The sequence below is a fragment of the Sphingopyxis sp. EU05-FHT14B03 genome (assembly GCF_058790875.1).
The window spans coordinates 609,181-635,381 of the sequence record NZ_JBYTDC010000002.1 but is presented as its reverse complement, the minus strand read 5'-3'; the positions used below and the strand labels follow the sequence as shown (position 1 = coordinate 635,381).

The following is a 26,201-nucleotide window of genomic DNA, read 5'->3' as shown; positions in this document are numbered from 1 at the left end:
ATGCTCGCCGAGCGCGTCCTGCCGCTGTCCGGCATCCACAATTTCCGCGACTATGGCGGCTATGACGTCGAGGGCGGCGGCAAGTTGCGCAGCGGGATGCTGTGGCGCTCGGCGCACCATCAGGATGCGACCCCGGCCGACCTTGGCGCGGTCGATGCGCTGGGGATCGAGACGATCGTCGACCTGCGCGGCGACGACGAACGCGCGGCGCATCCGTGCAAAAGGTCCGACGGCTTTTCGGCGCGGGTGCTGTTCGCCGACGGCAACACCGCGGGCCTTGCGCCGCATCTGCAGGCCGCCAAGGGCACGATCGACAACGAAACCGCACGGGCGCGGATGATCGATACCTATGCCGGCATGCCGTACCGCCCGGTGCTGGTCGCAACGCTGCGCCTGTATCTCGCCGCGCTCGCCGAATATGACGCGCCGAGCCTGGTGCACTGCGTCGCGGGCAAGGACCGCACCGGCTTTGCCGTGGCGATCGTCCACCGCCTGCTCGGGGTGCATGAGGACGATCTGATGCACGATTATCTGCTCACCAACAGTGCTGGCAAGATCGAGGAGCGGATCGCGCAGGGCGGCGATGTCATCCGGGCGCGCTACAATGCGGACATCCCCGATGACGCGATCCGCACGTTGATGTCGGTCAATCCGATCTTCCTCGAGGCCGCATTGGCGACGGTGCGCCGCGACCATGGCGACATCGCGACCTATGCCGAGACGGTGCTGAACTTCACCCCCGAGATGCGCGACGCGATCGTCGACAAGCTGGTGGTTTACTGAACGCCCTCGTCGCCCCCGCGAAGGCGGGGGCCACGGTGATCAGCCGCCCTTCACCAGCACCCCGCCCTTGACCACCGCATCGACATCCTCGAGCTGGCGGACGTCGGTCAGCGGATCGCCGTCGACCGCGATGATGTCGGCGTAGCGGCCGACCGCAATCGCGCCGACATCCTTTTCGCGGTTCAGCGCCTGCGCGGCGTTGCGCGTCGCGGCCTGAATGGCCTCGATCGGGGTCATCCCATATTCGACCATGACCCGAAACTGCTTGCCGACCTGGCCATGCGGCATCACGCCCGCATCGCTGCCGAACACCATGCGGACACCGGCCTTGTGCGCTTTGCGGAAATTGTCGCGCTGCGCCTGCGCGATCTCGCGATCCTTGCGCAGATTATCCTCGAGCACGCCGTTCTTCGCGCCCTCGGCCTGGGTATATTCGGTGTTATAGATATCCATCGAGAACCACACCGGCTGCTTGCGCGCGACGGCGAGGCGGATTCCCTCGTCGTCGACCAGGCTGGCATGCTCGATCGTGTCGATCCCGGCGTTGATCGCGGCGCGGATGCCCGCCGCGCCATGCGCATGCGCGGCGACGCGCAGGCCCCATTGATGTGCCTCGTCCGCAATCGCGCGCAGCTCGACCTCGGACACCTGCAACTGCCCGGGTTCGGTGTTGCGCGAAAAGACGCCGCCGGTCGCGCAGACCTTGATCACCTCGGCGCCATATTTGCGCTGGCGGCGAACCTGATAGCGCAGTTCGTCGGGGGTATCGCCGATCCCCTCCTTCTTCGCGTCTTCCTTCTCGAAGCTCGGCGGGAAGAAGGTCGAATCGCAATGCCCGCCGGTGGCGCCGAGCGCATAGCCCGCGGGAACGATGCGCGGCCCGACGGCATAGCCGGCCTCGATCGCCTGCTTGAGCCCGATGTCGTTGCGGTCGGACGAACCGACGTTGCGCACGGTGGTGAAACCGGCGTCGAGCATGTCGTGGGCGTTCTTGACTGCGGTCATGCCCCAGAAGCTGTCGGTGAATTCCAGCCCGTTGTAACCGCCGATATCGGCGGGGCCGTCGAGGTGGACGTGCATATCGATCAGGCCCGGCAGCAAAGTCTTGTCGCCGAGGTCGATATGCTTGACGTTCGCGCCCCATTTCACGGTGCGCGCATCGGCAACCCCGGTGATGCGGCCATCGGGGCCGACGAAGATCGCGGGATAGTCGATCGTCTTGCCGGTCAGCACATCGACATAGCGCGCGGCGGTGATGACGGTCTGGCCGGTCGAGTCCTGAGCCTGCGCAGGGACCGTTGCGACGGCGAGAAGCGCGGTGCCGCCAAAAGCGATTCGCCGCAGAAAAGTCCCGAACTTCACACTGGATTGCATGTCTGACCCGCCTGTTTTTGTTGCCCGCAACGGTGATGGCAAAGGCGGGGAAATTAGGACAGCGGAAAATGACGGATGAACGGTCCTCCCTGTGGCCGAAGGCCATGGGGAGGTGGCAGCGCGAAGCGCTGACGGAGGGGCCGACGCCGTCAGATGCCGGTGCGAGGCCGCCGCCCCTCCACCACCGCTTCGCGGCGGTCCCCCTCCCCATCGCTACGCGACAGGGAGGATCAATGGCTCAGAGGTCGATCTTGAACCGCGCCAGATAATCATAGTCCGGCCGGCACGCCTCGGCGACGGCCTGCGCTTCCGCCGTCAGTTCGGGGATCGGCTTGTCCGGAACCCCGAAACCCGTGCTCGACATCACCGCGTCGTACCAGTGCGAGGCCCAGATGCCGTCGGTGTCGCGCAGCCCCGCCTGCCAGTGCAGCATCGCCGGGTCCCATTCGATGCCAAGCGCGGCGCACAGTTTCGCCAGCATCGCGGGCGGATCGCGCAAGATGTCAGCGCTGTCGATCACCGGCGGCGCATGGCCGAGCCGATCGGCCTCGCGGTCGAAAAATTCGACCTGCTTGTCGGTGCCGAGATGGTCGGGGCGCACCGACACGCGCTTGGCGGCATAGCTCGCGACGACGCGTGCCGGGTCGCGGATCAGGAAGGCGTGGCGCAGCCCCGGCAGGTCGTCATGCCTTATGGGGCCGACCATATGGTGCGCCATATGCTTCTGGTACCAGATCGGCGTCGTGGCGGGGTTCGCGCCGGTCATGCTGCGCGCAACGCCAAACCAGTCGCAATCCATCGACGCCATCACCGCGTCCATCATCGGCTGCGGATCGCCGGTTTGCTTCAGATAGGCGCCATAAAAGGGTTCGTCGCTGACATGGGTATCGGCCCGGCTGCCGAAGCTGCGCATCATCGCGGTCGACAGGTTGCGCGGTCCCGACCACATGGCGATGCGGATGGTCATCGGGTGCGCTCCGCGACTAAATGGGGACTGCCCCTATTCAATCCGTTCGCATCGAGCGAAGTCGAGATGCCCCTCAGTCCTGCATGGTGTCTCGACTTCGCTCGACACGAACGGAATTTGGGCGTCGCTTCAGGCATCCAATTCTCCAGAAATATCGCGCTCGATCAATATCTTATAGAGTCCCTGCAGACGCTCGACCATAGGGCCCCGGCCCTCGGTCAATACCCGCCCGTCGATCGTGTGCGCGGGCACGACCCCCGCGAAGGTGCCGGTCACAAACGCCTCGTCCGCGCCGTAAACATCGGTGAGCGAGAAATTCTTCTCATACACCGGGATGCCCGCCTCGCGGCAGATGCGGATGACGTTGCTGCGGGTGATGCCGGCGAGGCAATAATCGCCGCTCGAGGTCCACACCTCGCCCTTGCGGACGATGAAGAAGTGGGTCGAATTGCAGGTCGCGACGAAGCCGTGCGGGTCGAGCATCAGCGCCTCGTCGGCGCCCGCCTGCGCCGCCTGGATGCACGCGGTGATGCAATTCAATTTGCTGTGCGAATTGAGCTTGGGGTCCTGCACCGCGGGGTCGCCGCGGCGGACATGGACGGTAAACAGCGACAGTCCCTTTTCGACCGTCGCGGGCAGCGGGTCCTTATGCTCGGCGATGATGACGATCGTCGCGGGCGAGATTACGACGCGCGGGTCCTGATACGGGGTCGAGCGGATGCCGCGGGTGACCATCAGGCGGATGTGACAGGCGTCCATCTGGTTGTCGGCGATCGTGTCGTAGAGTCGCTGGATCAGCGCCTCGCGGCTGATCCCGATGTCCATCGCGATCGCCTTCGCACCCTCGAACAACCTGTCCATATGCTGATCGAGAAAGGCCATGCGCCCCTTGTGGACGCGGATCCCCTCCCACACCCCGTCGCCGAGCATGAAGCCGCTGTCGAACACCGACACGCTCGCATCGATACGGGGCACCAGCGTGCCGTTGACGTTGATCAGGATCGCGTCGTTGCGCGGATCGGGGACGAAATCGTGGGTGCCTTGAGCCATGGCGCGAGCCTAGCCGCTGGCGCGACGCTGTCGAGAGGTGTCAGGCGACCTTGCGGCCGAAACTGCCCGGCGGCGGGCGGTCGAGACGGCCGCGGGCGGCGCCCTCGAGCGGGTCACGGCGCGCCGCCGCGCGTTCCTCGGCGGTGGCGAGCTGGCGCGGCGGCGGCGGGCCGCCCTCGACCGCGCGGCGTTCGTCGAGCACCTTGTGCCAGACCGCCCCCGCCTCGCGGTGCGGCATCGCGAAGATTTCGATCGCTTCCCCGACGAGCGGCACCGCGCGTTCGACGAGCTTCAGATAACCGAGCGGGAGGCGCAGCTTGCGTTTGCCCGCGATGCCGCCCTTGTCGCTGTGGATCACCAGCATCACCGGTCCCGGGATCGGCAGGCCGGCGGCGCTGAGGAAGAGCGTTTCGGCGCCGACATGCGTATAATGGTCGAAGGAGACGAAACGCTTGGTCCAGAGCGTGCGGATTTCGAGCCCGCGCGCATGCTGGGTGATCGCCGCCTTGTCCGGTGCCATCGCCTTCCACAGCGCGCGACATCCATAAGCGATCAGATAGAGCCCGAGCGGCGCACCGATCAGCGTGCCCATCAGCGCAAAGCCGCCGAAGAAAAACAGCAGCGCGCGGGTGACGAGCTTGCCGCCGCTATACTGGACGATCACCATCGGCGATCAGCCGATCTTGCGGCCGAATTGCGGGCGCGGCGTGTCGGCGGGTGGCGACGCTTCCTCGGGTATAGCGGGCGCTTCGCCGCGCTTGCTCATATAGCGCGCGAAGGCGGCGTCGGCGTCGAACCCCTCGGTCGTCGGCAGGTCGTCGCCGACCTTGACCGCCGCACCGGGCACGCGGTTCGCGCCCGACGCGACGCGGAGCAGCTTGACCAGCGGGCCGATCAGGAACAGCAGCGCGATGATCGACAGGCCGAGCACGGTCGGACCGAGTCCGATGCCGACGATGCCCTCCATCGAATTGCCGCCGACGCCCATGAAATGCCACAGGAAGAAACCGATATAGGCGACCGGAATCAGCGCCAGCAGCCAGCGGAACACCCCGCCGATCGAACCACCCATAGGAAGACCCTCCTCTTTCAAAGAGGGTCGTAGCGCCAAGCGGTTAGGATTTTCTTATGTCGCGGGCCGGCCGCGCCGCACCCAGGCGGCACCGAGCAACGCGAAGGCGGTGCCGAGCATCGTACCGCCGACGACGTCGCTCGCCCAATGGACGCCGAGCATCATGCGCGACACGCCGTTGAGCACGATCATCGCCCCCGCAAGGCTCCACGCCGCGCGGCGCCAGCGCGGCGGCACCAGCCAGGCGAGCATCAGATAGACGACCGCGGCGCTCGTCGCATGGCCGCTGGGGTAGGAAAAGCTCGTCTGATGATCGAGGTGCGGGATGAGGTCGGGGCGTGCGACGCCAAAGGCCATTTTGAGCAGGCTCGACGCGAGGTTGGCGAGCAGCGACGCCCCCGCCAGCGCGACCGCACAGCGCGGCCCGCAGAGCCGCCAGACGAGCGCGGTCAGGCCGATGACGATGACCCAGCGCGGCGCGCCGCCGCCGATCCAGCTCGCGCCCTGCATGAAGGCGATGAAAGCGGGGTCGCTCTTGCCGACATGGAGGACAAGGTCGGTCGAGATGCGCAGGTCGATCGCCCGGGTCCAGCCCGCGACGACCGCGAAGCCTAGCAGGATCACCGCGAGGAGCAGGACGGCGGCGGCGATGAGGAAGCGGTTGGTCTTGTTCGGCATCAATCCCCCTTCGCCATCCCCGCGCAGGCGGGGATCCAGCTGTCCACGTTGAAGGAAAAAGCTGGATCCCCGCCTGCGCGGGGATGACGAGGTTGTGGTCAAATATGCAAAGGCCGCCCGAACGCCGCGAGCACGCCTTCGTGCATCGTCTCGCTCAGCGTCGGATGCGGGAAGACGGTGCCGATGAAATCATCCTCGACCAGCTCGGCGGTCTTGCCGATCGTATAGCCCTGGATCAGTTCGGTAACCTCGGCGCCGATCATGTGCGCGCCGAGCAGTTCGCCGGTCTTGGCGTCGAATATGGTCTTGGTGAAACCCTCGGCCTCGCCGAGCGCGATCGCCTTGCCGTTGCCGATGAAGGGGAAGGTGCCGGCCTTCACCTCGTACCCCAGTTCCTTCGCCTTGGCCTCGGTCAGCCCGACGCTGGCGATCTGCGGGCGGCAATAGGTGCAGCCGGGGATGTTGCGCGGGTCCATGGCGTGCGGGTGGTTGCCGGCGATCGCCTCGACCGAAATGATCGATTCGTGCATCGCCTTGTGCGCGAGCCACGGCGGCGCGGTGACGTCGCCGATCGCCCAGAGGCCGGGCACGTTGGTGCGGCACATCGCGTCGGTGTCGATATGGCCCTTGGTGGTCTTCACGCCGAGCGCTTCGAGCCCGATATTCTCGGTGTTCGGGACGATGCCGATCGCGACGATCGCGTGGCTGAATTCGGCGCTTTCGGTCTTGCCGTCCTTGGTCTTGATCTTCGCGGTAACGCCGGTCGCGGTCGCCTTCAATTCCTCGACGCCGGCGCCGGTGAAGATCGTCATGCCCTGCTTCTTGAGCGATTTTTCGAGGAAGGCCGACACATCGGCGTCCTCGACCGGGACGACGCGGTCGAGCATTTCGACCACCGTCACTTGGGCGCCCATGTCGCTGTAGAAGCTCGCGAACTCGATCCCGATCGCGCCCGAACCGATGACGAGCAGCTTCTTGGGCATTTCGGGCGGGACGAGCGCGTGGCGATAGGTCCAGATGCGCTTGCCGTCGGCGGGCGCGAACGGCAGGTCGCGGGCGCGCGCGCCGGTCGCGACGATGATGTTCTTGGCGGTGAGGGTTTCGCTGCCCTTCTCGCCCTTCACCTCGAGCTTGCCCGGCGCCGTCAGCTTGCCCTCGCCCATATGGACGGTGATCTTGTGCTTCTTCATCAGGAAAGCGACGCCCTGGCTCAGTTGCTTGGCGACGCCGCGGCTGCGCTTCACCACCGCGTCGATATCGGCGCTGATCTGCTGCGCGATCAGGCCGTAATCGCCGGCATGCTGCATATAATGATAGATTTCGGCCGAACGCAGCAGCGCCTTGGTCGGGATGCAGCCCCAGTTGAGACAGATGCCGCCCAGATTCTCGCGCTCGACGATCGCCGTCTTGAGCCCGAGCTGCGCCGCACGGATCGCCGCAACATAGCCGCCGGGGCCGGAGCCGAGGACGATGAGATCGTAGTTTTCAGCCATCTCTTATAACAAACCTACAAAAAATCTTGAATCGAGGGGACTTCGGGATCGTGCGCAGCAATCTCGCGTGCATAATTTTCCGCTTCAGAGCGATCACCAGCCTCTTTAGCAGCGTAGAATGCCTGCAGAAGGGCGGGCAATATGCTCACATCGTCAAACTTGTCCCGATTATTTTCGATCTCAAGCGCGGCGAGGAAATAGTCGCCTTTTCCACGTAGCGCGGCGGAACGATTTATATGATCTTGAGCTGACACCTTGATCCCTTTCACGCCACCAGCCCCAGCGGGTTCTCCACTAGTTCCTTGAAGGTCTTCATCAGCAGCGCCCCGTCGGCGCCATCGATCGCGCGGTGGTCGAAGCTGCCGGTCGCCGACATGACGGTCGCGATCGCGAGGGCGTCGTCGACGACATAGGGCCGCTTTTCGCCCGCGCCGATCGCCATGATCATGCCCTGCGGCGGGTTGATCACCGCGGTGAACTGCTTGATCCCCATCATCCCCATGTTCGAGATGCTGGCGGTGCCGCCCTGATATTCGCTGGGCTGGAGCTTGCCCTCCTTGGCCTTCGCCGCAAGTTCGGACATTTCGGTCGAGATTTTCGACATCGATTTGCCGCCGGCATCGGTGATGATCGGGGTGATCAGCCCGCCGGGGATGCTGACCGCGACCGAAATGTCGGCGCGGCTGTACTGGCGCATCACATCGCCGCCGAAGCTGACGTTGCACGCCGGGACGCGTTCGAGCGCGACCGCGAGCGCCTTGATCAGCATGTCGTTGACGCTGAGCTTCACCCCGCGCCCTTCGAGGCTGGCGTTCAGTTCACCGCGCAGCTTGAGCAGCGCGTCGAGGCGGATGTCGACGGTCAGGTAGATGTGCGGTGATTGCTGCATCGATTCCGTCAGGCGGCGCGCGATCGTCTTGCGCATGCCCGACAGCTTGCTGTCCTCGTGCGGGATGCCGAAATCGGGGATTTCGCTGTGCGCGGCAGCAACGGGAGCCGCGGCGACGGGCGCGGCCGACGGGGCCGCAGCGGCCGGAGCCGCGGCGGGAACAGCCGCTGCGCCGGCGGGGGCGCCATCGAGGTCGTCCTTGACGATGCGGCCCCCGGGGCCAGTGCCGGTGATGGTCGACAGGTCGATGCCGCGCTCGGCGGCGAGGCGCTTGGCGAGCGGGCTGGCCTTGATGCGGTCGCCAGCTTTCGTCGTTCCCGCGGAGGCGGGAACCGCTGGCGTGGGAGCTTCACTGCTCGCGGCCCCCGCCTTCGCGGGGGCGACGTCTTTGGTTTCGGCGGATGCGGGTGCTTCCGCTTTCGGCTCAGCCACGGGAGCGGCAGCCGTTGCAGGGGCCGCCTTGGCGCTCGCCGCATCCTCGCCCTCGCCGGTGATCGTCGCGATCACGGTGCCGACCTTCACATTGTCGGTGCCCTCGGCGATCAATATCTGCGCGATTACGCCATCGTCGATGGCTTCATATTCCATCGTCGCCTTGTCGGTCTCGATCTCGGCGAGCAGGTCGCCAGACTTCACCGTATCGCCTTCCTTGACCAGCCATTTGGCAAGCGTGCCCTCCTCCATCGTGGGCGAGAGCGCGGGCATTTTGAGTTCGATCGGCATGGTAAGGCATGTTCCCTGTCAGTCTGGCAGGTTGCCCCTGCCGTTACGGCCTGTACCTCTCCATAAGCGGAGCCGGGGTCAAGGTCCATCGGGTCAAACTTGCCTTTCATACGAATGTGACGCACTCTCCCCTCATAAAAAGCATAGCGGGGGTCGGGGCGATGCGGACTTATCTGGTGGTGATCGACGACAGTCCCGAGGCCAGCCTCGCGCTGCGCTTCGCGGCGCGCCGCGCGGCGCGCACGGGGGGCGGCGTGATGGTGCTGGCGATCATCCCGCCACAGGACTTCGTCGCGTTCGGCGGGGTGCAGGCGACGATCGAGGCCGAGGCGCGCGAACATGCCGAAGCGCTGGTGGCGGCGGCGGCCGACACGGTCGCGCAGGAAGCCAATGTCACGCCGCAGATCATGGTCAAGTCGGGCAAACCCGCCGAGGTCGTGTGCCAGGTGATCGCCGAGAATGACGAGGTCGCTGCGCTGGTGCTGGCGACGGCGGCGAGCGGCGCGCCGGGGCCGCTGGTTGCGCATTTCACCGGACAGGATGCGGGAACGCTCCCCTGTCCGGTGATGCTGGTGCCCGGCGGGATCGATATCAGCCGGCTCGATGCGTTGAGCTAGGCGGTCGCAAGGCGCGGCAGGGCGGCGGCGCCCCTCGCTTCGAAGAAAGCCAGATCGAGCACGACCAGCGCCTGCACCACGACGACCGCGATGCCGAGCCATGTCATCTGGCCGGCGAACACCGCGAGGACGCCGAAGCTCGCGGCGACCCAGCCGATGTTGCCGACCGCGATCAGGTTCGCGAGCCCCTTGCTCGGCGCCTTCTGCGTGGCGACGAACAGCATCAGCAGGGCGCTCGGCAGCCCGATCCATCCCGCGACGGTCACGACTTCGGAGGGGAGGCCGAGAAGTGCCGCAACCGTCGCGGTCGCAAAGACGCCCAGCACGAACAGCCCCGTGCAGGTGATGGCGTCGATGATCAGGACATTCTTGAGATTGAAATAGGACATGACGGGTTCTCCTTTCGAACCCAGCCCAATTATGCCGCGAAACAACGCCAGTCGATTACGCCCGAGGTAATGGAAAAGAGGAAGACCAAGGTATAGCTCCCGCAGCGAAGGAGAAGGACGATGCAGGTTGCACCGCTGGGCGAGCAATTGCGCGAATGGCGTACGCGCCGCCGGATGAGCCAGATGGACCTCGCGCTCGACAGCGAGATTTCGACCCGCCACCTGAGCTTCATCGAGACCGGACGGTCGAAACCGAGCGCCGCGATGCTCGGCCGGATCGCCGATTGCCTCGAAGTGCCGCACCGCGCGCGCAACGCGATGCTGCTCGCGGCGGGTTACGCGCCCGATTATCAGGAGCGCGCGCTCGACAGCGCCGAAATGGCGGGAATGCGTGCGATCGTCGATCATGTGCTGAAAGGGCATGAACCCTATCCGGCGCTCGCGGTCGACCGCCACTGGAACATGGCCGCGGCGAATGATGCGATCGCGATCCTGATCGAGCAGGTGTCCCCTGCCCTGCTCGTCCCGCCGGTCAACGTGCTGCGGATCGCGCTGCATCCCGACGGGCTGGCGCCGCAGATCGTCAATTTCGGCGCGTGGCGCGCGCATATCCTGCACCGGATCGACCTGCAGATCGAGGCCAGCGCCGATGCCGGGCTGATCGCGCTCCGCGAGGAACTGGCGGGTTATGACCGCCAGGCGAACGACAATGACGGCGGCCCGGTGAGCGGCATCGCGGTGCCGCTGATCCTCGACACGATCGCGGGACGGATAGCGTTCGTGTCGACGGTGACGATCTTCGGGACGCCGGTCGATATCACGCTGTCGGAACTGGCGATCGAGGCGTTCTTTCCAGCGGATGCGGAGAGTGCGGGGTTGTTGCAGCGGTTGGCGGGGAGATGAAGACGCGTTTGTTGTTCAAAATGCCCAACGCCGCCGCGCCTGCCTAACGCGAGCCCAGAGCACAAAAGACAAAAAAGGCACCCAAAAATAGAATGCGCTAGAGTTCCTCGTGAAGCCTACTACGATCATGAGAAGAAGAAATATCGTCAGTGCCATATCGGCCAGAAGCTGGAGCATCTCCAGAATCTTCTCTTTTGTCGTCATCGCCCGATAACGAATGCGTAGGCGACTACCCCGCTCAAGTCCCATGTGCACGCCCCTGCCCGTTCGCGTTCGCCAAGCCATGGCAGGAGAAAAGCTCCTGCCCATTGTCGGCGTTCAGCGCCGCCGCCCCTTATGCTTGATATTCGCCGGGCGTCCGCGCTTGCCGACGACATGCTTGCCCGCCTTATCCTTCAACCCGTCGCGGCGCGGTGGGCGGCCCCGGAAACCGCCCTCGGGCGCGTCGGGCAGTTCGAAACGCAGCGCGCCGCTGACCGGATTGGCATCGACCAGCCGCAGATCGAGCCGCTGGCCGGTGGTGAAGCTCACCCGCCCATGTTCGCTGTCCAGGCTGCGCGCCGCCTCGTCGTAGAAGAAGCGCTCGCTGCCCAATGTCGACACCGGCACCAGCCCGTCGCCGCCGAGTCCGTCGACCGTCGCGAAGAAGCCGAAGGGCTGCACCCCGGTGATCCGCGCCTGGACGATCTCACCCTTCCGGCTCGACAGATAGGCCGCGACATAGCGGTCGATCGTCTCGCGTTCGGCCTCCATCGCGCGGCGTTCGAGCGCGCTGATCGCCTCGCCGATGCGCGACAATCCCTTAGCGTCGGCCTCGCCGAGTCCGGTGCGCTCGGGCAGGCCCTTGGGTTTGCCCGGCACTTCGAGCTTGTAGCTGTCGACCAGCGCGCGGTGGACGATCAGATCGGCGTAACGCCGGATCGGCGAGGTGAAATGCGCGTAGCTGCCGAGCGCGAGGCCGAAGTGGCCGGCGTTGGCGGGGCCATAATAGGCCTGCGTCTGGCTGCGCAGGATCGCCTGCATGATCTCGGGCAGCCGGTCGTCCTCGGAGAAACCGTCGATCAGGCGGTTGAACACCGCGGGGGTGATCACCTGCCCCAGCGCGAAACTCTGTTCGAAGGTTTCGAGATAATCCTTGAGGCTGACGAGCTTTTCGCGGCTCGGCGGCTCGTGGATGCGGTACATCACCGGCGATTTCTTCGCCTCGAGCGCCTTCGCCGCCGCGACATTGGCGGCGATCATATAATCCTCGATCAACCGCATCGAATCGAGCCGGTCGCGGACGCGGATTTCGGCGATCCCACCCTTTTCGTCGAGGATCACCTGGCGTTCGGGCAGGTCGAGGTCGAGCGGCGCGCGGGCGGCGCGCGCGGCCGCCAGCAATGTCCAGCAGGCCCAGAGATTCCGCAGCCCCGGCAGCACGTCGGCGTCCCAATCGTCCCGCGCCGTATCGGCATCATAGGCCGTCTGCGCATGTTCATAGGCGATGTTCGCGCGCAGCCGCACCAGCGCGCGGGTGAAGCGCCATGACGTCACCTTGCCATGTTTGTCGATGACGAGATGGCACGCCATCGCCGCACGATCCTGCCCGGCTTTCAGCGAGCACACGCCCGCCGACAGCGTTTCGGGCAGCATCGGCACGACCTGGTCGGGGAAATAGACGCTGTTGCCGCGCCGCCGCGCCTCGCGGTCGAGCGCGCCGTCGGGGCGGACATAGAAGCTGACATCGGCAATCGCGACGATCGCGCGCCAGCCGCCCTTGTTGGTCGCATCCTCGTCGGGCGCCGCCCAGACGGCGTCGTCATGGTCGCGCGCGTCGATCGGGTCGATCGCGACGATCGGCAGGTCGCGCAGATCCTCGCGCCCGTCGGGGGTTAGCGGCAGCTTGGCCGCGATTTCGGCCTCGGCGAGGGTTTCCGTGCCGAAGACATGCGGGATTTCGTGGCGCGCGATCGCGATCATGCTCAGCGCGCGCGGCGCGAACGGATCGCCGAGGCGCTCGACGACTTTCGCCTTGATCGCCGGTCCGCGGCCGCTCAGTTCGGCGCGCACCAGATCGCCGACATTGGCATCACCCTTGTCGGCAACCGCGAAGTCGTAGCGCGCGCGCTTGTCGGCGGGGCGCAGCCACAGGATCGGCTTGCCGCCGGGTCCCATATCCTCGACGAGAACGCCGATCACAGTCTCGCCGCCCGTCTGCAATTTCTTCATCGGGTGCGCGACATGGCCGCTGCCGCGTTCCTCGGTGCGCGCGAGGATGCGGTCGCCGACGCCGAGCGCGCCCTTGCGCCCCTGCTCCATCACGCGCAGCCGCGGTGTGGGACCGGCGGCTTCCCAATGTTCGGGGACGGCCCAGACGGTGCTGCCGTCGATCGCGACGACGCGCAGCACGGTAACGCGCGGCAGCCCGCCGTGCTTGTGGAACGAACGCCCCGCCGCGAGATCGACGAGCCCCTCGTCGGTCATATCCTTGAGCAGCGCCTTCAGCGCGATCTTGTCGGCGCCGTGCAGCGCGAAATGCTTGGCGATCTCGCGCTTGCCGACCGGACCGCTGCTCGTTTCGATGAAACGGAGGATCTGGTCGGGCTTGGGCAACCCCGCGGGCCGTTGCGCTTTTGCCAATTAATAGGTCCGTCCTATCAGCACGCGTTCGACCGCGGGTTCGCCGGTGAAGAAGCAGGCGCCGTCGGCGGGTGCGGCGTCGAGCGGGGTGTTGCGCATCGTCAGCTTGAGCGCCTTCAACTGCTCGACGATCTTGTCGAGCGCGACGCCGGTCGGGCGCGACCATTGGACTTCGGCCCAGCCGACAAATTTGTCGTCGCCGGCAAAATGCGCTTTCAGATCCGCCACATCACGGCGGATATTGTCGTCGAGCCGCGCCTTGGCCTCGGCGTAGAGGCTTGCCTGGATCTCCTCAAGCATCGCGACCGCGCCGGCGGCGAACGCGTCCCTGCCGACGAACGCCGTGTTCAGCTTGCCGTCGTCCTTGTACAGCCGGTCGCGGCGGATCACCGCGACATTGCCGCCCGCCATGTCGCGCGGACCGATTTCGACGATGATCGGCGCACCCTTCTTGACCCAGCCCCAGCGCTTGGTCTGCGCCTTGGCGCCGCCGGTGTCGAGCAGCACGCGCACGGGTTCGCGGAAGGCGTCGAGCGCCTTGAGGCTCGCCTCGATGCCGCGGCAATAATCGAGGATCGCGGCGTCTTCCTCATTGTCGCGCAGCATCGGCACGATGACGATCTGGTGCGGCGCGATGCGCGGCGGGCAGCGCAGGCCGTCATCGTCGCCATGCGTCATGATGACGCCGCCGATCATCCGCGTCGACGTGCCCCAGCTCGTCGTGTGGCACAGGCTGTGGCCGCCATCCTTGTCCTGATAACGGATACCCGCAGCTTCGGCGAAACCGGTGCCCAGATAATGCGAGGTGCCAGCCTGCAACGCCTTGCCGTCCTGCATCATCGCCTCGATCGAATAGGTCGCGACGGCGCCCGGGAAGCGCTCATTCTCCGGCTTTTCGCCCGCGACGACGGGCATCGCCAGCACATCCTCGGCGAAGGCGCGGTACATTTCGAGCGCGCGCAGCGTCTCGGCCATCGCGTCGGCCTTGTCGGCGTGCGCGGTATGGCCTTCCTGCCACAGGAATTCGCTGGTGCGCAGGAACATGCGCGTGCGCATTTCCCAGCGCACGACATTGGCCCATTGGTTGACCTTGAGCGGCAGATCGCGCCAGCTCTGCACCCAGCGGCTCATCGCCGCGCCGATCACCGTCTCCGAGGTCGGGCGGACGATCAGCGGCTCTTCGAGCTTCGCTTCGGGATCGGGGACCAGCTTGCCCTTGTCGTTGGCGATCAGGCGATGGTGGGTGACGACCGCCATTTCTTTCGCAAAACCATCGACATGGTCGGCTTCCTTTTCAAAGAAGCTCAAGGGAATGAACAAGGGGAAATAGCAATTCTGGACCCCGGCATCCTTGATGCGGGCGTCCATCACAGTCTGGATGCGTTCCCACATGCCATAACCCCACGGCTTGATGACCATACAGCCGCGGACGCCCGATTCCTCGGCAAGATCGGCTTCGGCAATGACATCCTGATACCAGGCCGCAAAGTCGGCCTGCCGGGTTACGCTGAGCGCATGTTTGACCATGATATTCGTTTTTTCCGTCGCTGAGGGCGGGAGAAGCCCTGCTTATTTCTTCTTGGCGAGTTCGGCCTTGAGCTCTGCCACTTCAGCCTTGAGCGCCGCGATTTCGGCGTCCTTGGCCTTGCTGCCCCCCGCGCCTGGGATGAAGGCGCCCGCCGCCTGTTGGAACATCTCCATGTTGCGACGCGTCAGTTCGGCGAGTGGGTTAGCACCAAGCGCGCCTTCGAGCGCCGAGCGCACGTCCTGCTGGTTCTTGCGGAACGCGGTCATCGAGGCTTCGAGATATTGTGGCACCATCGACTGCATCTTGTCGCCGTACATGCCGATCAGGTGTCGCAGGAAATTGACCGGCAACAGCGTCTCGCCGCGCGTTTCCTCGTCCATGATGATTTGCGTGAGCACATTGTGCGTGATGTCGTCGCCGCTCTTGGCATCGAGGACGCGGAATTCGCGGCCGTCGCGCACCATCGTGCCGAGATCTTCGAGCGTGATATAGCAGCTGCGTTCGGTGTCATAGAGGCGCCGGTTCGCATATTTCTTGATGATGACCGTGTCGCCATCGGCGGACGCCTTGGACTTCGCCATGGTGATGCTGCTCCCTGATCCGGTGGCAAAGGCGACCCCGCCGCTCCGGGCTTTTGAATAGTGAGTTACGGGCATTAGCACCAATCTATGATGCATCGCAACATGAGGCGGCGCGGCGGCGGCGATTCGCTTTAGCGCCGTCGCGACACTGTCTTAATCCGCCGGATCGCTTTCCCTCGAACGACAAGGCCGGATAGGCCGGGTCCGCCCCCGCGCCGCAGCTAAAGCAACATAGTTTCAACGGAAACTGCCATAGCGACATAATTATCGCGCCAAGGCACCAAGGCCGACCACTTCATGTCGCACTGCAACAAGCTTATTATTTGACGGTTTTTCGGCGCGGGCCTTGGTCACTGTTGCGAAAATGACACAATGTCATACCGATGCGGCGAAGCGGTCATAAATTTTTCCCCAAGGGCTTGTGTGCTTTCCGTTTTCCGGCTTTCTAGCTGTCAATCCGTTCATCTCTATTTTTGAACGGGCAACCGGGGAGTTACCAAATGAACAAGTCGCACCTGCTTATGGGTGCTGCTGCCTTTGCAGTAGCAATGTCCGTGAGCCAGCCTGTCCTCGCACAGAGCACCGCGGATTGCGTCGACGCCAACGAGAATGGCGTTTGCGATTCGGATGAGAACAAAGAACGCGCCATCGTCGTCACCGGCTCGCGCATTGCCCGCCCGACGCTCGAATCGTCGGTTCCGCTGACCTCGGTCGACGTCGGCGAACTGACCGACACCGGCGATGTCTCGCTGGGCGACGCGCTGAACGACCTTCCGTCGCTGCGCTCGACCTTCAGCCAGGGCAACTCGACCCGCTTCATCGGCACCGCCGGCCTGAACGTCCTCGATCTTCGTGGCCTCGGCACCGCCCGTACGCTGGTGCTGGTCAACGGCAAACGCCACATCACCGCGCTGCCGGGCGACTATCTGGTCGACGTCAACACCATCCCTGTCGACCTGCTCGAGCGCGTCGACATCGTGACCGGCGGCAATTCGGCGATCTACGGCTCGGACGCCGTCGCCGGCGTCGTCAACTTCATCACCAAGCGCAACTTCGACGGCATCAACCTGCGCGCGCAGGGCGGCATCTCGTCGCGCGGCGATCGCGGCAACCTGTTCGTCAGCGGCACATGGGGCAAGAATTTCGCCGATGGCCGCGGCAACATCGCGGTTTCGGCTGAATATGCGAAGGCCGAGCCGCTGTATTTCAGCGACCGCGACAGCCTGACCGGTGCCTATTCGGGCCGCTGCCAGTACCAGCTGACCGACGCCACCACCGGCGAGCCCGCAGCGGGCGACGGCATCCCCGACAACACCTTCCTGTGCGGCATCAAGAACGCATCGATCAGCGATGGCGGCACCATCGGCGCACTCGACGCGGCAAGCAGCGCCCGCCGTCGCTATCTGCGCTTCGCGCCGAACGGGGACCTGTTTATCGACACGCCCGACCAGAGTTTCTCGTCGGTCGGTTCGGGCAACCAGCAGGGCGGCTTCGGTTCAACACTGCGCAACACCGGTCAACTCGCGGCGGGTCTCGAACGCTATGCCGTCAACCTGCTCGCCCACTACGACGTCAGCGATGCGTTCCGTCCCTTCATCGAAGCGAAATATGTCCATGTAAATGCGGTTCAGGAAGGTCAGCCGAGCTTCTTCCAGGGCAGCATTCCCGGCTTCTTCGGCGGCGGCACCAACTTGCGTTGCGACAACCCGTTCCTGACGACGCAGGCTTTCCAGACTCTCGCTGGCTTCGGGGTCTGCAACGCAACGCCTAGCTCGCGCGCGTTCGCCATCTCGCGTTTCAACACCGACTTCGGCGGCCGCGGCGAATATCACACGCGTGAGACCTATCGCGTTGTCGGTGGTGTTGAAGGCACGTTCAACGACGACTGGAACTACGAAGTATCGCTGAACTACGGTCGTCTCGATACGCGCATGAAGTCGCTCAACAACCTGAAGCTGTTCGATCTCGACGGCAACCCGGATGGCTTCCTGCTCGCACTCGACGCGACCCGCAATGCTGCCGGCCAGATCGTCTGCCGCGTCAACGCCGTGACCGTGACGCGTCCGGACTGTGTGCCCATCAACGTCTTCGGCGTCGGGGCGCCCAGCCAGGCTGCGCTGGACTTCATCAACACGACGGCGCTCAGGAAAGAACGCGCCGAGCAGTTCGTGGCGGGTGCCAGCATCAATGGTGACCTGTCGCAACTGTTCGAACTGCCGGGCGGCCCGATCGGTTTCGCACTCGGCGCCGAATATCGCGAAGAAACAGCCTCGTCGTCGTATGACGAACTGACTGCCAGCGGCGGCACTTTCCTGAACGCGATCCTTCCGTTCGATCCGCCGAAGCTGACGGTCAAGGAGCTGTTTGGCGAAGTTAATCTTCCGCTGCTCGCCAATATGCCGTTCGCCGAGGAACTGTCGCTCGGTGCTGCGGCCCGCGTGTCGGATTACAATTCGTCGGCCGGGACGGTCTGGGCATGGAACGTTCAGGCTCTCTACGCTCCGATCCCGGACGTCCGGTTCCGTGCGGCCTATGCGAAGTCGGTCCGCGCTCCGACACAGAGCGATCTCTTTTCGCCCCAGTCGCAGAACTTCGCGCAGGTCGGTGACCCCTGCGACAGCCTGAACATCGCCAACAACCCCAACCGCGCGGCCAACTGCGCTGCGGCGGGTGTTCCGACGACGGCCAATCAGGCTGTGGTCGACGCCTGCGAAGGCACCGCTTCGGCTCCGGTTCTTGGCGGGCCTTGGGTAAACTGCCTTGCACGTTCGTTCAGCACCAGCTTTACCTCAGGCGGCAACTCGGCGCTCCAGGTTGAAAAGGGCCGCAGCCTCACCGTCGGCGCGGTGTTCGAACCCAGCTTCCTGCCGGGCTTCAACTTCACCGTCGACTACTACCGGATCAAGGTTGATAGCCTGATTGCGGCGCCGAGCCTCGCAAACCTGCTGTCGCTCTGCTTCGACGATGCCTCGCCCTATGCGTCGAACCCCTTCTGTTCGTCGACGGCAACCGACCCGACGGGTCTGTATCCGCGTGACGCGGCGACGGGTCTGTTCGCGGACTTCGCAGCGCAGGTTGGCGGCGTGAACTTCGCGGCTCAGAAGACCGAAGGCGTCGATTTCGACGTCCAGTATCGCCGGACGTTCGACAACGGTCATCGCGTCTCGTTCCGTGGGATCGCGACCTATCTGATCCGTCTCGACAACTACACCAACATTCTGAACCCGATCGTTCCGAACCGTCAGATGAGCGAACTTGGCGATCCGCGTTTTTCGGCCAATGCCAGCATCAACTACGACTTCGGCGAACTGGATGTCAGCTGGTCGGTTCGTTACATCGGCAAGCAGACCATCGGGACTTGGGAAGCGCAGAACTCGTATCAGGGCGCGTGTCCGAACAGCGGGGCGATCCCCGGTGGCGGCACTTGCACCCCCGGCACGGTCGTTACTCTACCCCCGCTCGACGCCGACCAGTTCCCGCGGGTCTACTATCCGGACGCGTTCTACCACAATTTCCGTGCCAACATGGAAATCGACAAGAAGTTCAACTTCTACGTCGGCATGGACAATGTGTTCGACAAGAAGCCCCCGCTCGGCCTGCTCGGCACTGCCGGTGGCGATCCGTACGACACGTTCGGCCGCTACTTCTATGCGGGTATCCGCGCCAACTGGTAATCCAGTCGGCACGGGCCGCGGAAACGGGCCGCCTTCCTTCGGGAAGGCGGCCTTTTTCTTTGCCTGCGATCGAATGGAGCGGCCGGGCGACGACGCCTCCGAGCGGGTCTCAGCCCCAGATGCGCTCGAACCGGCGGCCGAGTCCGGTCAGCAATTCATATTGCGACAGGCCGGTCGCCGCCGCGGTGACCGGCAGGTCGTAATCGATCGCCAGCCAGTCGCCCTCGCCGATCGCGCCGGCAGCGCCGGCGTCGAAGGCGGTCAAGTCCATCGACACCCGCCCCACGAGCGGCAGGGCATGGCCGTTCCACGTCGCACCGCCGCTGCCCGCGTGGCAGCGCAGATAGCCGTCGGCATAGCCGAGATTGGCGACCGCGATGCAGGCCTCACGCGGCGCGGTCCAGGCTGCACCATAACCGACCGTCTCGCCGGCGCGCACGTCGCGCACCTGCAGGACGCGCGCCTCGGGAAAGACGACCTGGCGGATATGGCCAGCCGCCTCGATCCGCGGCGTACCGCCGTAGAGCGCGAGGCCGGGGCGCGTGAGGTCGAACGCGTAATCTGCACCGAGGCTGATGCCCGCGCTGTTCGCCAGGCTGTAGCGGCGGGCGGGTATCGCATCGCGAAGTGCGCGAAACGCAGCGAGCTGGCGCGCATTCTGGCCGCTGTCCTCATCCGCCGACGCCAGATGGCTGAGCAGGGTTTCGATCACCAGCCCGTCGAGCACGCCGCCGACCGCTTCTTCGATCCGCAGCCCGAGCCGGCTCATCCCGGTATCGACCATCACGTCGCACGGCCGCCCGTCCCCGGTCGCGCGCCAGCGCGCAACCTGTTCGACGCTGTTCAGCACCGGACGCACCGGCAGGGTGCCCGCCGCGACCATGTCGGCCTCCCCGACCCCGTGCAGCACCGACAGCGACACCCCGGCGGGCAGCGGCATCAATGCCGCCGCCTCGGCCCAGGTCGCAACGAAGAAGTCGCGGCAGCCCGCGGCGGCGAGGTGCCGCATCACGTCGCGCGCGCCCAGCCCGTACCCATTGGCCTTGATCGCCGCGCCGCATACCGCACCGCCGCTTTGCGCAGCGAGCCAGCGCCAGTTGGCAACGAGCGCCCCGGCATCGAGGCGGAGGCGGAGCGGCGGGGCGATGTCGATCATCCTCTCGCCCCTAGCCGCGATTGGCGGCAGCGCCAATGGCTGTTCAGGCGACCGGCCCCGGTGACGGCGCGACCTTGTCCCACTGCCCCTCGACCGGGTCCTTGAGCATGAACGCCGCGACGAGGAATGCCACCAGCACCACGCCCCAGGTGTACCACAGCCCGGCATAGGCATCGCCGGTCTTGGCGATGATGAAGCTCGCGATCAGCGGCAGGAAACCGCCGAAATAGCCGGTCCCCAGATGATAGGGGATCGACAGCGACGAATAGCGGACGTGCGGCGGGAACATTTCGGAGAGCAGCGCCGCGACCGGGCCATAGGTGAAGCCCGACAGCGCGCTGAGACCGAGCAGCGCGACCAGGATCACCGCGATGCCGAGCGGGCCGGGGATCTGCTTTTCGAAATCATAACCCATCGCCTCGAGCGCGGGTTTCAGCACCGCCGGGTCTTCGCCCGCGACCTCGCGCCCGCCGATGTGAACCTTGACGGTGTCGAAGGCGTTGTCGCTGCTGACCACTTTGTACGGCACGCCGAGCTTGGTGAGTTCGCCGAGCGTCTTGCCGCACGCGGTCGCCTGTTTCGATGCGAAGGGGTCGAAGCTGCACTGCGAGCCGGTGACCACCACCGGCGCCTTTTCGGCCGCGGCGGTCAGCGCGGGATTGCCGACGCTGCCCATCAGCCAGAACAAGGGGAAGAGCAGCACCAGCGTCGCGGCATAGCCCCAGACGATCGGCTTCTTGCGCCCGATGCGGTCGGAGAGATGCCCCGCCCACAGGAAAAAGCCCATGCCGAGCGCGGCGGCGAACCCGACGATGATCTCGGCGGCGGTGTCCTCGACCTTCATCGGGCCTTTCAGGAAGGCGAGGCCCGAGAACATCGCGGTGTACCAGATCACCGTCAGACCGGCGGCGATGCCGAACAGCGCGATGAAGATACGGCGCGGGTTGCCCGGAAAGGTGAAGCTCTCCTTGAGCGGGTTCTTCGCCAGTTCGCCCTCGGCCTTCATCGCCTGGAACACCGGGCTTTCGGATAGCTTGAGCCGCATCCACAAAGAGATGGCGAGCAGGATCAGCGACAGCAGGAACGGCACGCGCCACCCCCAGCTTTCCCACACCGCATCGGACATCAGCACCTTGCACCCGAGCACGACGATCAGGCTGAGCACGAAGCCGCCGACGACGCTCGCCTGGATGAAGCTGGTATAGAAGCCGCGCCGTTCGAGCGGCGAATGTTCGGCCACATACACGGCGGCACCGCCATATTCGCCGCCGAGCGCCAGCCCCTGGAGTACGCGCAGCAGGATGACGATGATCGGCGCCGCGATGCCGATCGTCGCCGCCGACGGGATCATGCCGACCCCCGCCGTCGCGATGCCCATCAGGGTGACGGTGACGAGGAAGGTATATTTGCGCCCCAGCCGGTCGCCGAGAAAGCCGAACAGCACCGCGCCCAGCGGGCGAAACCCGAAACCGACCGCGAAGCCGGCCCAGACGAGCAGGATTTCAAGCGTCGCATTGTCGCTGGGGAAAAAGGCCTTGCCGATGATCGCCGCGAGCGTGCCGTATATGAAGAAATCATACCATTCGAAGATCGTCCCCGCCGACGAGGCGGCGATGACCATGCGGATATCCTTCTTGGTCGGCGTATAGGCTGCGCCATGGCTGGCGACAGCGGCTGCGTCGGTCATATGCTCTCCCTTTGGCCTCTCGGGCCTTTCCCCTTCCCGTTCGCATCGAGCCCTTCGACTGCCTTGCAGGCGCTCAGAGTAAACCAAGCTCGAGATGCCCCGAAGGCACGCACGACAACGCGTGTCTCGACTTCGCTCGACACAAACGGATTGAGGTTTGTGTAGCTGTCCGGTCGCGCCGCGCAAGCCTTCTTGGCGTAGCGTCAAACCGGTGGCAGACTGCGCCGCATGACCCAGTTCATCGACCTTTCGATCCCGATCACCAACGACGTCGTCTCCGACCCCCCGGTGATGCGCCCGCAGATCACCTACATGACCCATGAAAACACGTGGCAGCAGATCGCGATGTTCTTCCCGGGACTGACGCAGGACGACCTGCCCGATGGCGAAGGCTGGGCGGTCGAGAGCCTGACATTGAGCACGCACAACGGCACGCATATGGACGCGCCCTGGCATTTCCACTCGACCACCGACCGCGGCGCCACGCCGGCGCCGAGCATCGACGAGGCGCCGCTCGACCTGTTTTTCCGCCCCGGGGTGAAGCTCGACTTTTCGGACCGCCCCGCGGGCCATGTCGTGAGCGCCGCCGAGGTCGAAGCCGAACTGACGCGCATCGGGCATAGCCTTCAGCCCTTCGACATCGTGCTCGTCCAGTCGGGCGCCATCTATGGCACCGACAATTTCACCGACCAGGGCTGCGGCATGGGCGAGGAAGCGACGCTCTACCTGACCGAACGCGGCGTACAGGTCGTCGGCACCGACGCGTGGAGCTGGGACGCGCCGTTCAGCCACACCGCAAGGCGCTGGGCCGAAACGCGCGACCCGAAGATCATCTGGGAGGGTCACAAGGCGGGGCGCATCCAGCCCTATTACCAGATCGAGAAACTCACCAACCTCGCAGCGCTGCCGCCGACCGGCTGGACGCTGAGCTGCTTCCCGGTGAAGATCGAACGCGCCAGCGCGGGGTGGATAAGGGCGGTGGCGTTGGTGGAAAGCTGAGCCGCGTTTAACCGTCGCCAGCATCCACAAGGTCCAACCGCCCAACGCCAGCAACGTCCCGAAGGTCGCGACGACGCCGATCTGGCGCGGGATCGGTGCCTTGCCCGGCTCAATCTTCGCATAAAGCCCCGCGATATGCGCGACGCGGCCGATCAGGAAGATCGCGCCGATGACCATCAGCGCCATATGATTGGCGCGCGCACTTTCGAGCAGGCCGAGCAGGATGATTGTGATCGGCGCATATTCGGCGAGATTACCGTGGCTGCGGCTCGCGCTGATCAGCTTCGCGTCGCCATGATCGCCAAAGGCGGCCTGTACGCGCAGCCGCTGGCGCACCGTGTCGATCGCGGTCGCGAGCAAAAGCAGCGCGCAGACGGCGGCCACAAAGGCGGTTACCGGTAAAGTCATAGGTCGCTCCCCCCAGCTTCCTCGTTCGCCGTCATTGCGAGCGTAGCGAAGCAATCCAGAGCGGTTTACGCTACTCTGGATTGCTTCGCTACGCTCGCAATGACGGTATTTCGGGTAGCGCGATCAGAACAATCGCGACCCGTTCGGCACCACCCGATCCGGCGCGAACAGGATCACCGCGCCTTCCTCGTCGGCAAAGCCGAGCGTCAGCACTTCGGACATGAACTTGCCGATCTGGCGCGGCGGGAAGTTCACCACCGCGGCGACCTGCCGCCCGACCAATTCGTCCAGCGCGTAACGGTCGACGATCTGCGCGCTGCTTTTCTTCACGCCGATCGCGGGACCGAAGTCGATCTTCAGCTTGAAGGCGGGTTTGCGCGCTTCGGGAAAGGGTTCGGCCTCGACGATCGTGCCGATGCGGATATCGACCTTCAGGAAATCGTCGAAGGTGATCGAGGGGGCGGCGGGCGTGTGGTTGTCGTGATTCAGGTGCATTGTCCAATTCCGTCATTGCGAGCGAAGCGAAGCAATCCAGGGCGGTTTGCGCCCACTGTGGATTGCTTCGTCGCTTCGCTCCTCGCAATGACGAAATGCGGGAGCGCTATTCCATCTCCAAAATCACCGCGTCGACGGCCAGGCTGTCGCCCTGCGCCGCGTTGACGGTTTTCACCGTGCCGGTCTTTTCGGCGCGCAGGATGTTCTCCATCTTCATCGCTTCGACCGTCGCGAGCGGCTGGCCGGCTTCGACCTTGTCGCCCGCGCCGACATGCAGCGCGACGAGCAGGCCGGGCATCGGGCAGATCAGGAACTTCGACAGGTCGGGCGGCACCTTTTCGATCATATGCGCGGTCAGCGGCGCGATGTGCCAGGGCAGGACGCGGACATTGTGGATGCGCCCGCGCGTCGTCATGCGCCAGCCGGTGCGCGTCTTCGCGACCTTCACCGCCAGTTCGCTGTCGTCGATATCGGCGACGACGAGCTTGTCGCCCGGCGTATATTCGAGCGCGATATCGACCTTGTCGCCGTCGACCTTGATGTGTTTTTCGCCGACCTTGACCTTGTGCGGGGTGCCGTCGATCGTCACCTGCCATTTGGCCGGCGGGTTCAGCCGGTCGCCGAGCTGGCCGTCGGTGCGCCGCGCGCGGTCGGCCTCGGCGCTGGCCATAAAGCCCGCGATCGCCGCCAGCGCGCGCGTCACATCGGCGTCGGTGTCGGCGCCGTGGAAGCCTTCGGGATATTCCTCTGCGATGAAGCCGGTGGTCAGCTCGCCCGAGCGGAAACGCGGATGCTGCATGATCGCCGACAGGAAGTCGATATTGTGGCCGAGCCCTTCGAGTTCGAAACGGTCGAGCGCCGCGACCTGCAGGTCGGCGGCCTCGTCGCGCGTCTTGCCCCAGGTGATCAGCTTGGCGATCATCGGGTCGTAGAAGATCGACACCTCGCCGCCTTCCTCGACCCCTGCATCGACGCGCACGCCGTCCTCGCCGCGCTCGTCGCCTTCCCACGCCGGAACCGGGGTGCGATAGCGCACGAGCCGCCCGGTCGAGGGCAGGAAGCCGCGATAGGGATCCTCGGCGTAGACGCGGTTCTCGATCGCCCAGCCGTCGAGCTTGACGTCTTCCTGTTTCAGGTCGAGCTTTTCTCCGTAAGCAACGCGGATCATCTGCTCGACCAGGTCGATGCCGGTGATCGCCTCGGTCACTGGATGCTCGACCTGAAGCCGCGTGTTCATTTCGAGGAAATAGAAGCTCTCGCCCGTCGGGTCGGCGCCGCTAACGATCAGTTCGACCGTGCCCGCGCTATAATAGCCGACCGCCTTGGCGAGCGCGACGCACTGCTCGCCCATCGCTTTGCGCATTTTGGGCGTGACGAAGGGCGACGGCGCTTCCTCGACGACCTTCTGGTGGCGGCGCTGGATGCTGCACTCGCGCTCGTTGAGGTAGAGCGTGTTGCCATGCTGGTCGCCCAGGATCTGGATTTCGATGTGGCGCGGGTTGAGGATGAACTTCTCGATGAAGACGCGGTCGTCGCCGAAGCTGTTGAGCCCTTCGCGCTTGGTCGCCTCAAACCCTTCGCGGACGTCCTTTTCGTCATAGGCGAGGCGCATGCCCTTGCCGCCGCCGCCCGCCGACGCCTTCATCATCACCGGATAGCCGATTTCGTTCGCGATGCGCACCGCATGCTCGGTGTCGTCGATCTCGCCGACGAAGCCGGGGACCACATTTACCCCTGCCGCCAGCGCCAGCTTCTTCGACTCGATCTTGTCGCCCATCGCGGCGATCGCATTCACCGGCGGGCCGACAAAGGCGATACCCTCCTTCGCCAGCGCCTCGGCAAAGCTGGTGCGTTCGGACAGGAAGCCATAGCCCGGATGCACCGCCTCGGCGCCGGTTTGCTTGCACGCGGCGATGATCTTGTCGGCGATCAGATAGGATTCGGACGCGGGCGAGGCGCCGATATGCACCGCTTCATCGGCCATCTGCACGAAGGGCGCGCGCGCGTCGGCGTCCGAATAGACGGCGACGGTGGCGATGCCCATGCGGCGTGCGGTCTTGATGACGCGGCAGGCGATTTCACCGCGGTTGGCGATCAGGATTTTCTTGAACAT

22 protein-coding genes and 1 pseudogene are annotated in these 26,201 nt (G+C 65.1%); 5 read left to right on the top strand and 18 right to left on the bottom strand.

Going from position 1 to position 26,201, the window contains the following annotated elements:
- Entirely contained in the window at positions 1-783 is a 783-nt protein-coding gene (locus AC3WS4_RS12170) for a tyrosine-protein phosphatase (protein ID WP_492738397.1), read from the top strand.
- A 39-nt stretch (positions 784-822) separates the two neighbouring features.
- Here AC3WS4_RS12170 and AC3WS4_RS12165 read toward each other — a convergent pair whose 3' ends face one another.
- From AC3WS4_RS12165 to AC3WS4_RS12125, 9 genes are all read right to left on the bottom strand, one after another.
- Positions 823-2,157 (bottom strand): Xaa-Pro dipeptidase, encoded by a 1,335-nt coding sequence (locus AC3WS4_RS12165; protein ID WP_492738399.1) that lies wholly within the window; start codon positions 2,155-2,157, stop codon positions 823-825.
- A 238-nt stretch (positions 2,158-2,395) separates the two neighbouring features.
- Positions 2,396-3,124: a sulfotransferase-like domain-containing protein gene (locus tag AC3WS4_RS12160; RefSeq protein WP_492738401.1), complete on the bottom strand. Its 729-nt coding sequence runs from the start codon at positions 3,122-3,124 to the stop codon at positions 2,396-2,398.
- 129 nt (positions 3,125-3,253) lie between these two features.
- Positions 3,254-4,174, bottom strand: coding sequence for an aminotransferase class IV (locus tag AC3WS4_RS12155; RefSeq protein ID WP_492738403.1), 921 nt, complete (start codon positions 4,172-4,174; stop codon positions 3,254-3,256).
- Positions 4,175-4,214: 40 nt separating this feature from the next.
- A complete protein-coding gene (locus AC3WS4_RS12150; RefSeq protein ID WP_492738405.1) occupies positions 4,215-4,841 on the bottom strand; it encodes a hypothetical protein in 627 nt (208 codons plus the stop codon).
- A 6-nt stretch (positions 4,842-4,847) separates the two neighbouring features.
- On the bottom strand, positions 4,848-5,246 hold the full coding sequence (locus AC3WS4_RS12145; protein WP_492738407.1) for a hypothetical protein: 399 nt from the start codon (positions 5,244-5,246) through the stop codon (positions 4,848-4,850).
- Positions 5,247-5,300: 54 nt separating this feature from the next.
- Positions 5,301-5,924 carry a phosphatase PAP2 family protein gene (locus tag AC3WS4_RS12140; RefSeq protein ID WP_492738409.1) on the bottom strand — a complete coding sequence of 208 codons (624 nt, stop codon included), beginning with the start codon at positions 5,922-5,924 and terminating at the stop codon, positions 5,301-5,303.
- A 98-nt stretch (positions 5,925-6,022) separates the two neighbouring features.
- The gene (lpdA, locus tag AC3WS4_RS12135) at positions 6,023-7,417 is read right to left on the bottom strand and encodes a dihydrolipoyl dehydrogenase (RefSeq protein ID WP_492738411.1); all 1,395 of its coding nucleotides are present in this window, start codon (positions 7,415-7,417) and stop codon (positions 6,023-6,025) included.
- Between the two features lie 14 nt (positions 7,418-7,431).
- A complete protein-coding gene (locus tag AC3WS4_RS12130) occupies positions 7,432-7,686 on the bottom strand; it encodes a hypothetical protein (RefSeq protein ID WP_492738412.1) in 255 nt (84 codons plus the stop codon).
- Positions 7,683-9,029: a pyruvate dehydrogenase complex dihydrolipoamide acetyltransferase gene (locus tag AC3WS4_RS12125; RefSeq protein ID WP_492738414.1), complete on the bottom strand. Its 1,347-nt coding sequence runs from the start codon at positions 9,027-9,029 to the stop codon at positions 7,683-7,685. The genes AC3WS4_RS12130 and AC3WS4_RS12125 overlap by 4 nt, the downstream gene beginning before the upstream one ends.
- Before the next feature lie 161 nt (positions 9,030-9,190).
- Between AC3WS4_RS12125 and AC3WS4_RS12120 the strand changes: the two genes are divergently transcribed.
- Positions 9,191-9,646, top strand: a complete 456-nt coding sequence (locus AC3WS4_RS12120; protein ID WP_056347666.1) for a universal stress protein — start codon at positions 9,191-9,193, stop codon at positions 9,644-9,646.
- On the opposite strand, the gene AC3WS4_RS12115 is transcribed toward AC3WS4_RS12120, so the two are convergent.
- Entirely contained in the window at positions 9,643-10,035 is a 393-nt protein-coding gene (locus AC3WS4_RS12115) for a hypothetical protein (protein ID WP_492738416.1), read from the bottom strand. The two genes, AC3WS4_RS12120 and AC3WS4_RS12115, sit on opposite strands and share 4 nt — an antisense overlap.
- A 120-nt stretch (positions 10,036-10,155) precedes the next feature.
- On the opposite strand from AC3WS4_RS12115, the gene AC3WS4_RS12110 reads away from it, so the two are divergent.
- Positions 10,156-10,938, top strand: a complete 783-nt coding sequence (locus tag AC3WS4_RS12110; protein ID WP_492738417.1) for a helix-turn-helix domain-containing protein — start codon at positions 10,156-10,158, stop codon at positions 10,936-10,938.
- Positions 10,939-11,256: 318 nt separating this feature from the next.
- Here AC3WS4_RS12110 and AC3WS4_RS12105 read toward each other — a convergent pair whose 3' ends face one another.
- From AC3WS4_RS12105 to phaR, 3 genes are read right to left on the bottom strand one after another with little or no spacing between them, the layout of a single operon-like run.
- Entirely contained in the window at positions 11,257-13,560 is a 2,304-nt protein-coding gene (locus AC3WS4_RS12105) for a ribonuclease R family protein (RefSeq protein WP_492738419.1), read from the bottom strand.
- Positions 13,561-15,087 (bottom strand): aminoacyl--tRNA ligase-related protein, encoded by a 1,527-nt coding sequence (locus AC3WS4_RS12100; protein WP_492738421.1) that lies wholly within the window; start codon positions 15,085-15,087, stop codon positions 13,561-13,563.
- A gap of 42 nt (positions 15,088-15,129) precedes the next feature.
- Entirely contained in the window at positions 15,130-15,669 is a 540-nt protein-coding gene (gene phaR, locus AC3WS4_RS12095) for a polyhydroxyalkanoate synthesis repressor PhaR (protein ID WP_492738423.1), read from the bottom strand.
- A 500-nt stretch (positions 15,670-16,169) separates the two neighbouring features.
- Between phaR and AC3WS4_RS12090 the strand changes: the two genes are divergently transcribed.
- Entirely contained in the window at positions 16,170-19,343 is a 3,174-nt protein-coding gene (locus AC3WS4_RS12090; protein ID WP_492738425.1) for a TonB-dependent receptor domain-containing protein, read from the top strand.
- A 109-nt stretch (positions 19,344-19,452) separates the two neighbouring features.
- Here the strand turns inward: AC3WS4_RS12090 and alr are convergent, their stop codons facing one another.
- Together alr and AC3WS4_RS12080 are read right to left on the bottom strand one after the other, a co-directional pair.
- Positions 19,453-20,499: an alanine racemase gene (gene alr, locus AC3WS4_RS12085; RefSeq protein ID WP_492738429.1), complete on the bottom strand. Its 1,047-nt coding sequence runs from the start codon at positions 20,497-20,499 to the stop codon at positions 19,453-19,455.
- A gap of 43 nt (positions 20,500-20,542) precedes the next feature.
- Positions 20,543-22,186: an MFS transporter gene (locus tag AC3WS4_RS12080; RefSeq protein WP_492738433.1), complete on the bottom strand. Its 1,644-nt coding sequence runs from the start codon at positions 22,184-22,186 to the stop codon at positions 20,543-20,545.
- Positions 22,187-22,414: 228 nt separating this feature from the next.
- On the opposite strand from AC3WS4_RS12080, the gene AC3WS4_RS12075 reads away from it, so the two are divergent.
- Positions 22,415-23,185 carry a cyclase family protein gene (locus AC3WS4_RS12075; RefSeq protein ID WP_187139853.1) on the top strand — a complete coding sequence of 257 codons (771 nt, stop codon included), beginning with the start codon at positions 22,415-22,417 and terminating at the stop codon, positions 23,183-23,185.
- An 84-nt stretch (positions 23,186-23,269) separates the two neighbouring features.
- On the opposite strand, the pseudogene AC3WS4_RS12070 reads toward AC3WS4_RS12075, so the two are convergent.
- The 3 genes and pseudogenes from AC3WS4_RS12070 to AC3WS4_RS12060 all read right to left on the bottom strand — a co-directional run.
- Positions 23,270-23,593: pseudogene (locus tag AC3WS4_RS12070) on the bottom strand (MAPEG family protein); the annotation flags it as partial.
- Between the two features lie 123 nt (positions 23,594-23,716).
- The gene (locus tag AC3WS4_RS12065) at positions 23,717-24,088 is read right to left on the bottom strand and encodes a tRNA-binding protein (protein WP_492738437.1); all 372 of its coding nucleotides are present in this window, start codon (positions 24,086-24,088) and stop codon (positions 23,717-23,719) included.
- Between the two features lie 106 nt (positions 24,089-24,194).
- Entirely contained in the window at positions 24,195-26,201 is a 2,007-nt protein-coding gene (locus tag AC3WS4_RS12060) for an ATP-binding protein (RefSeq protein WP_492738439.1), read from the bottom strand.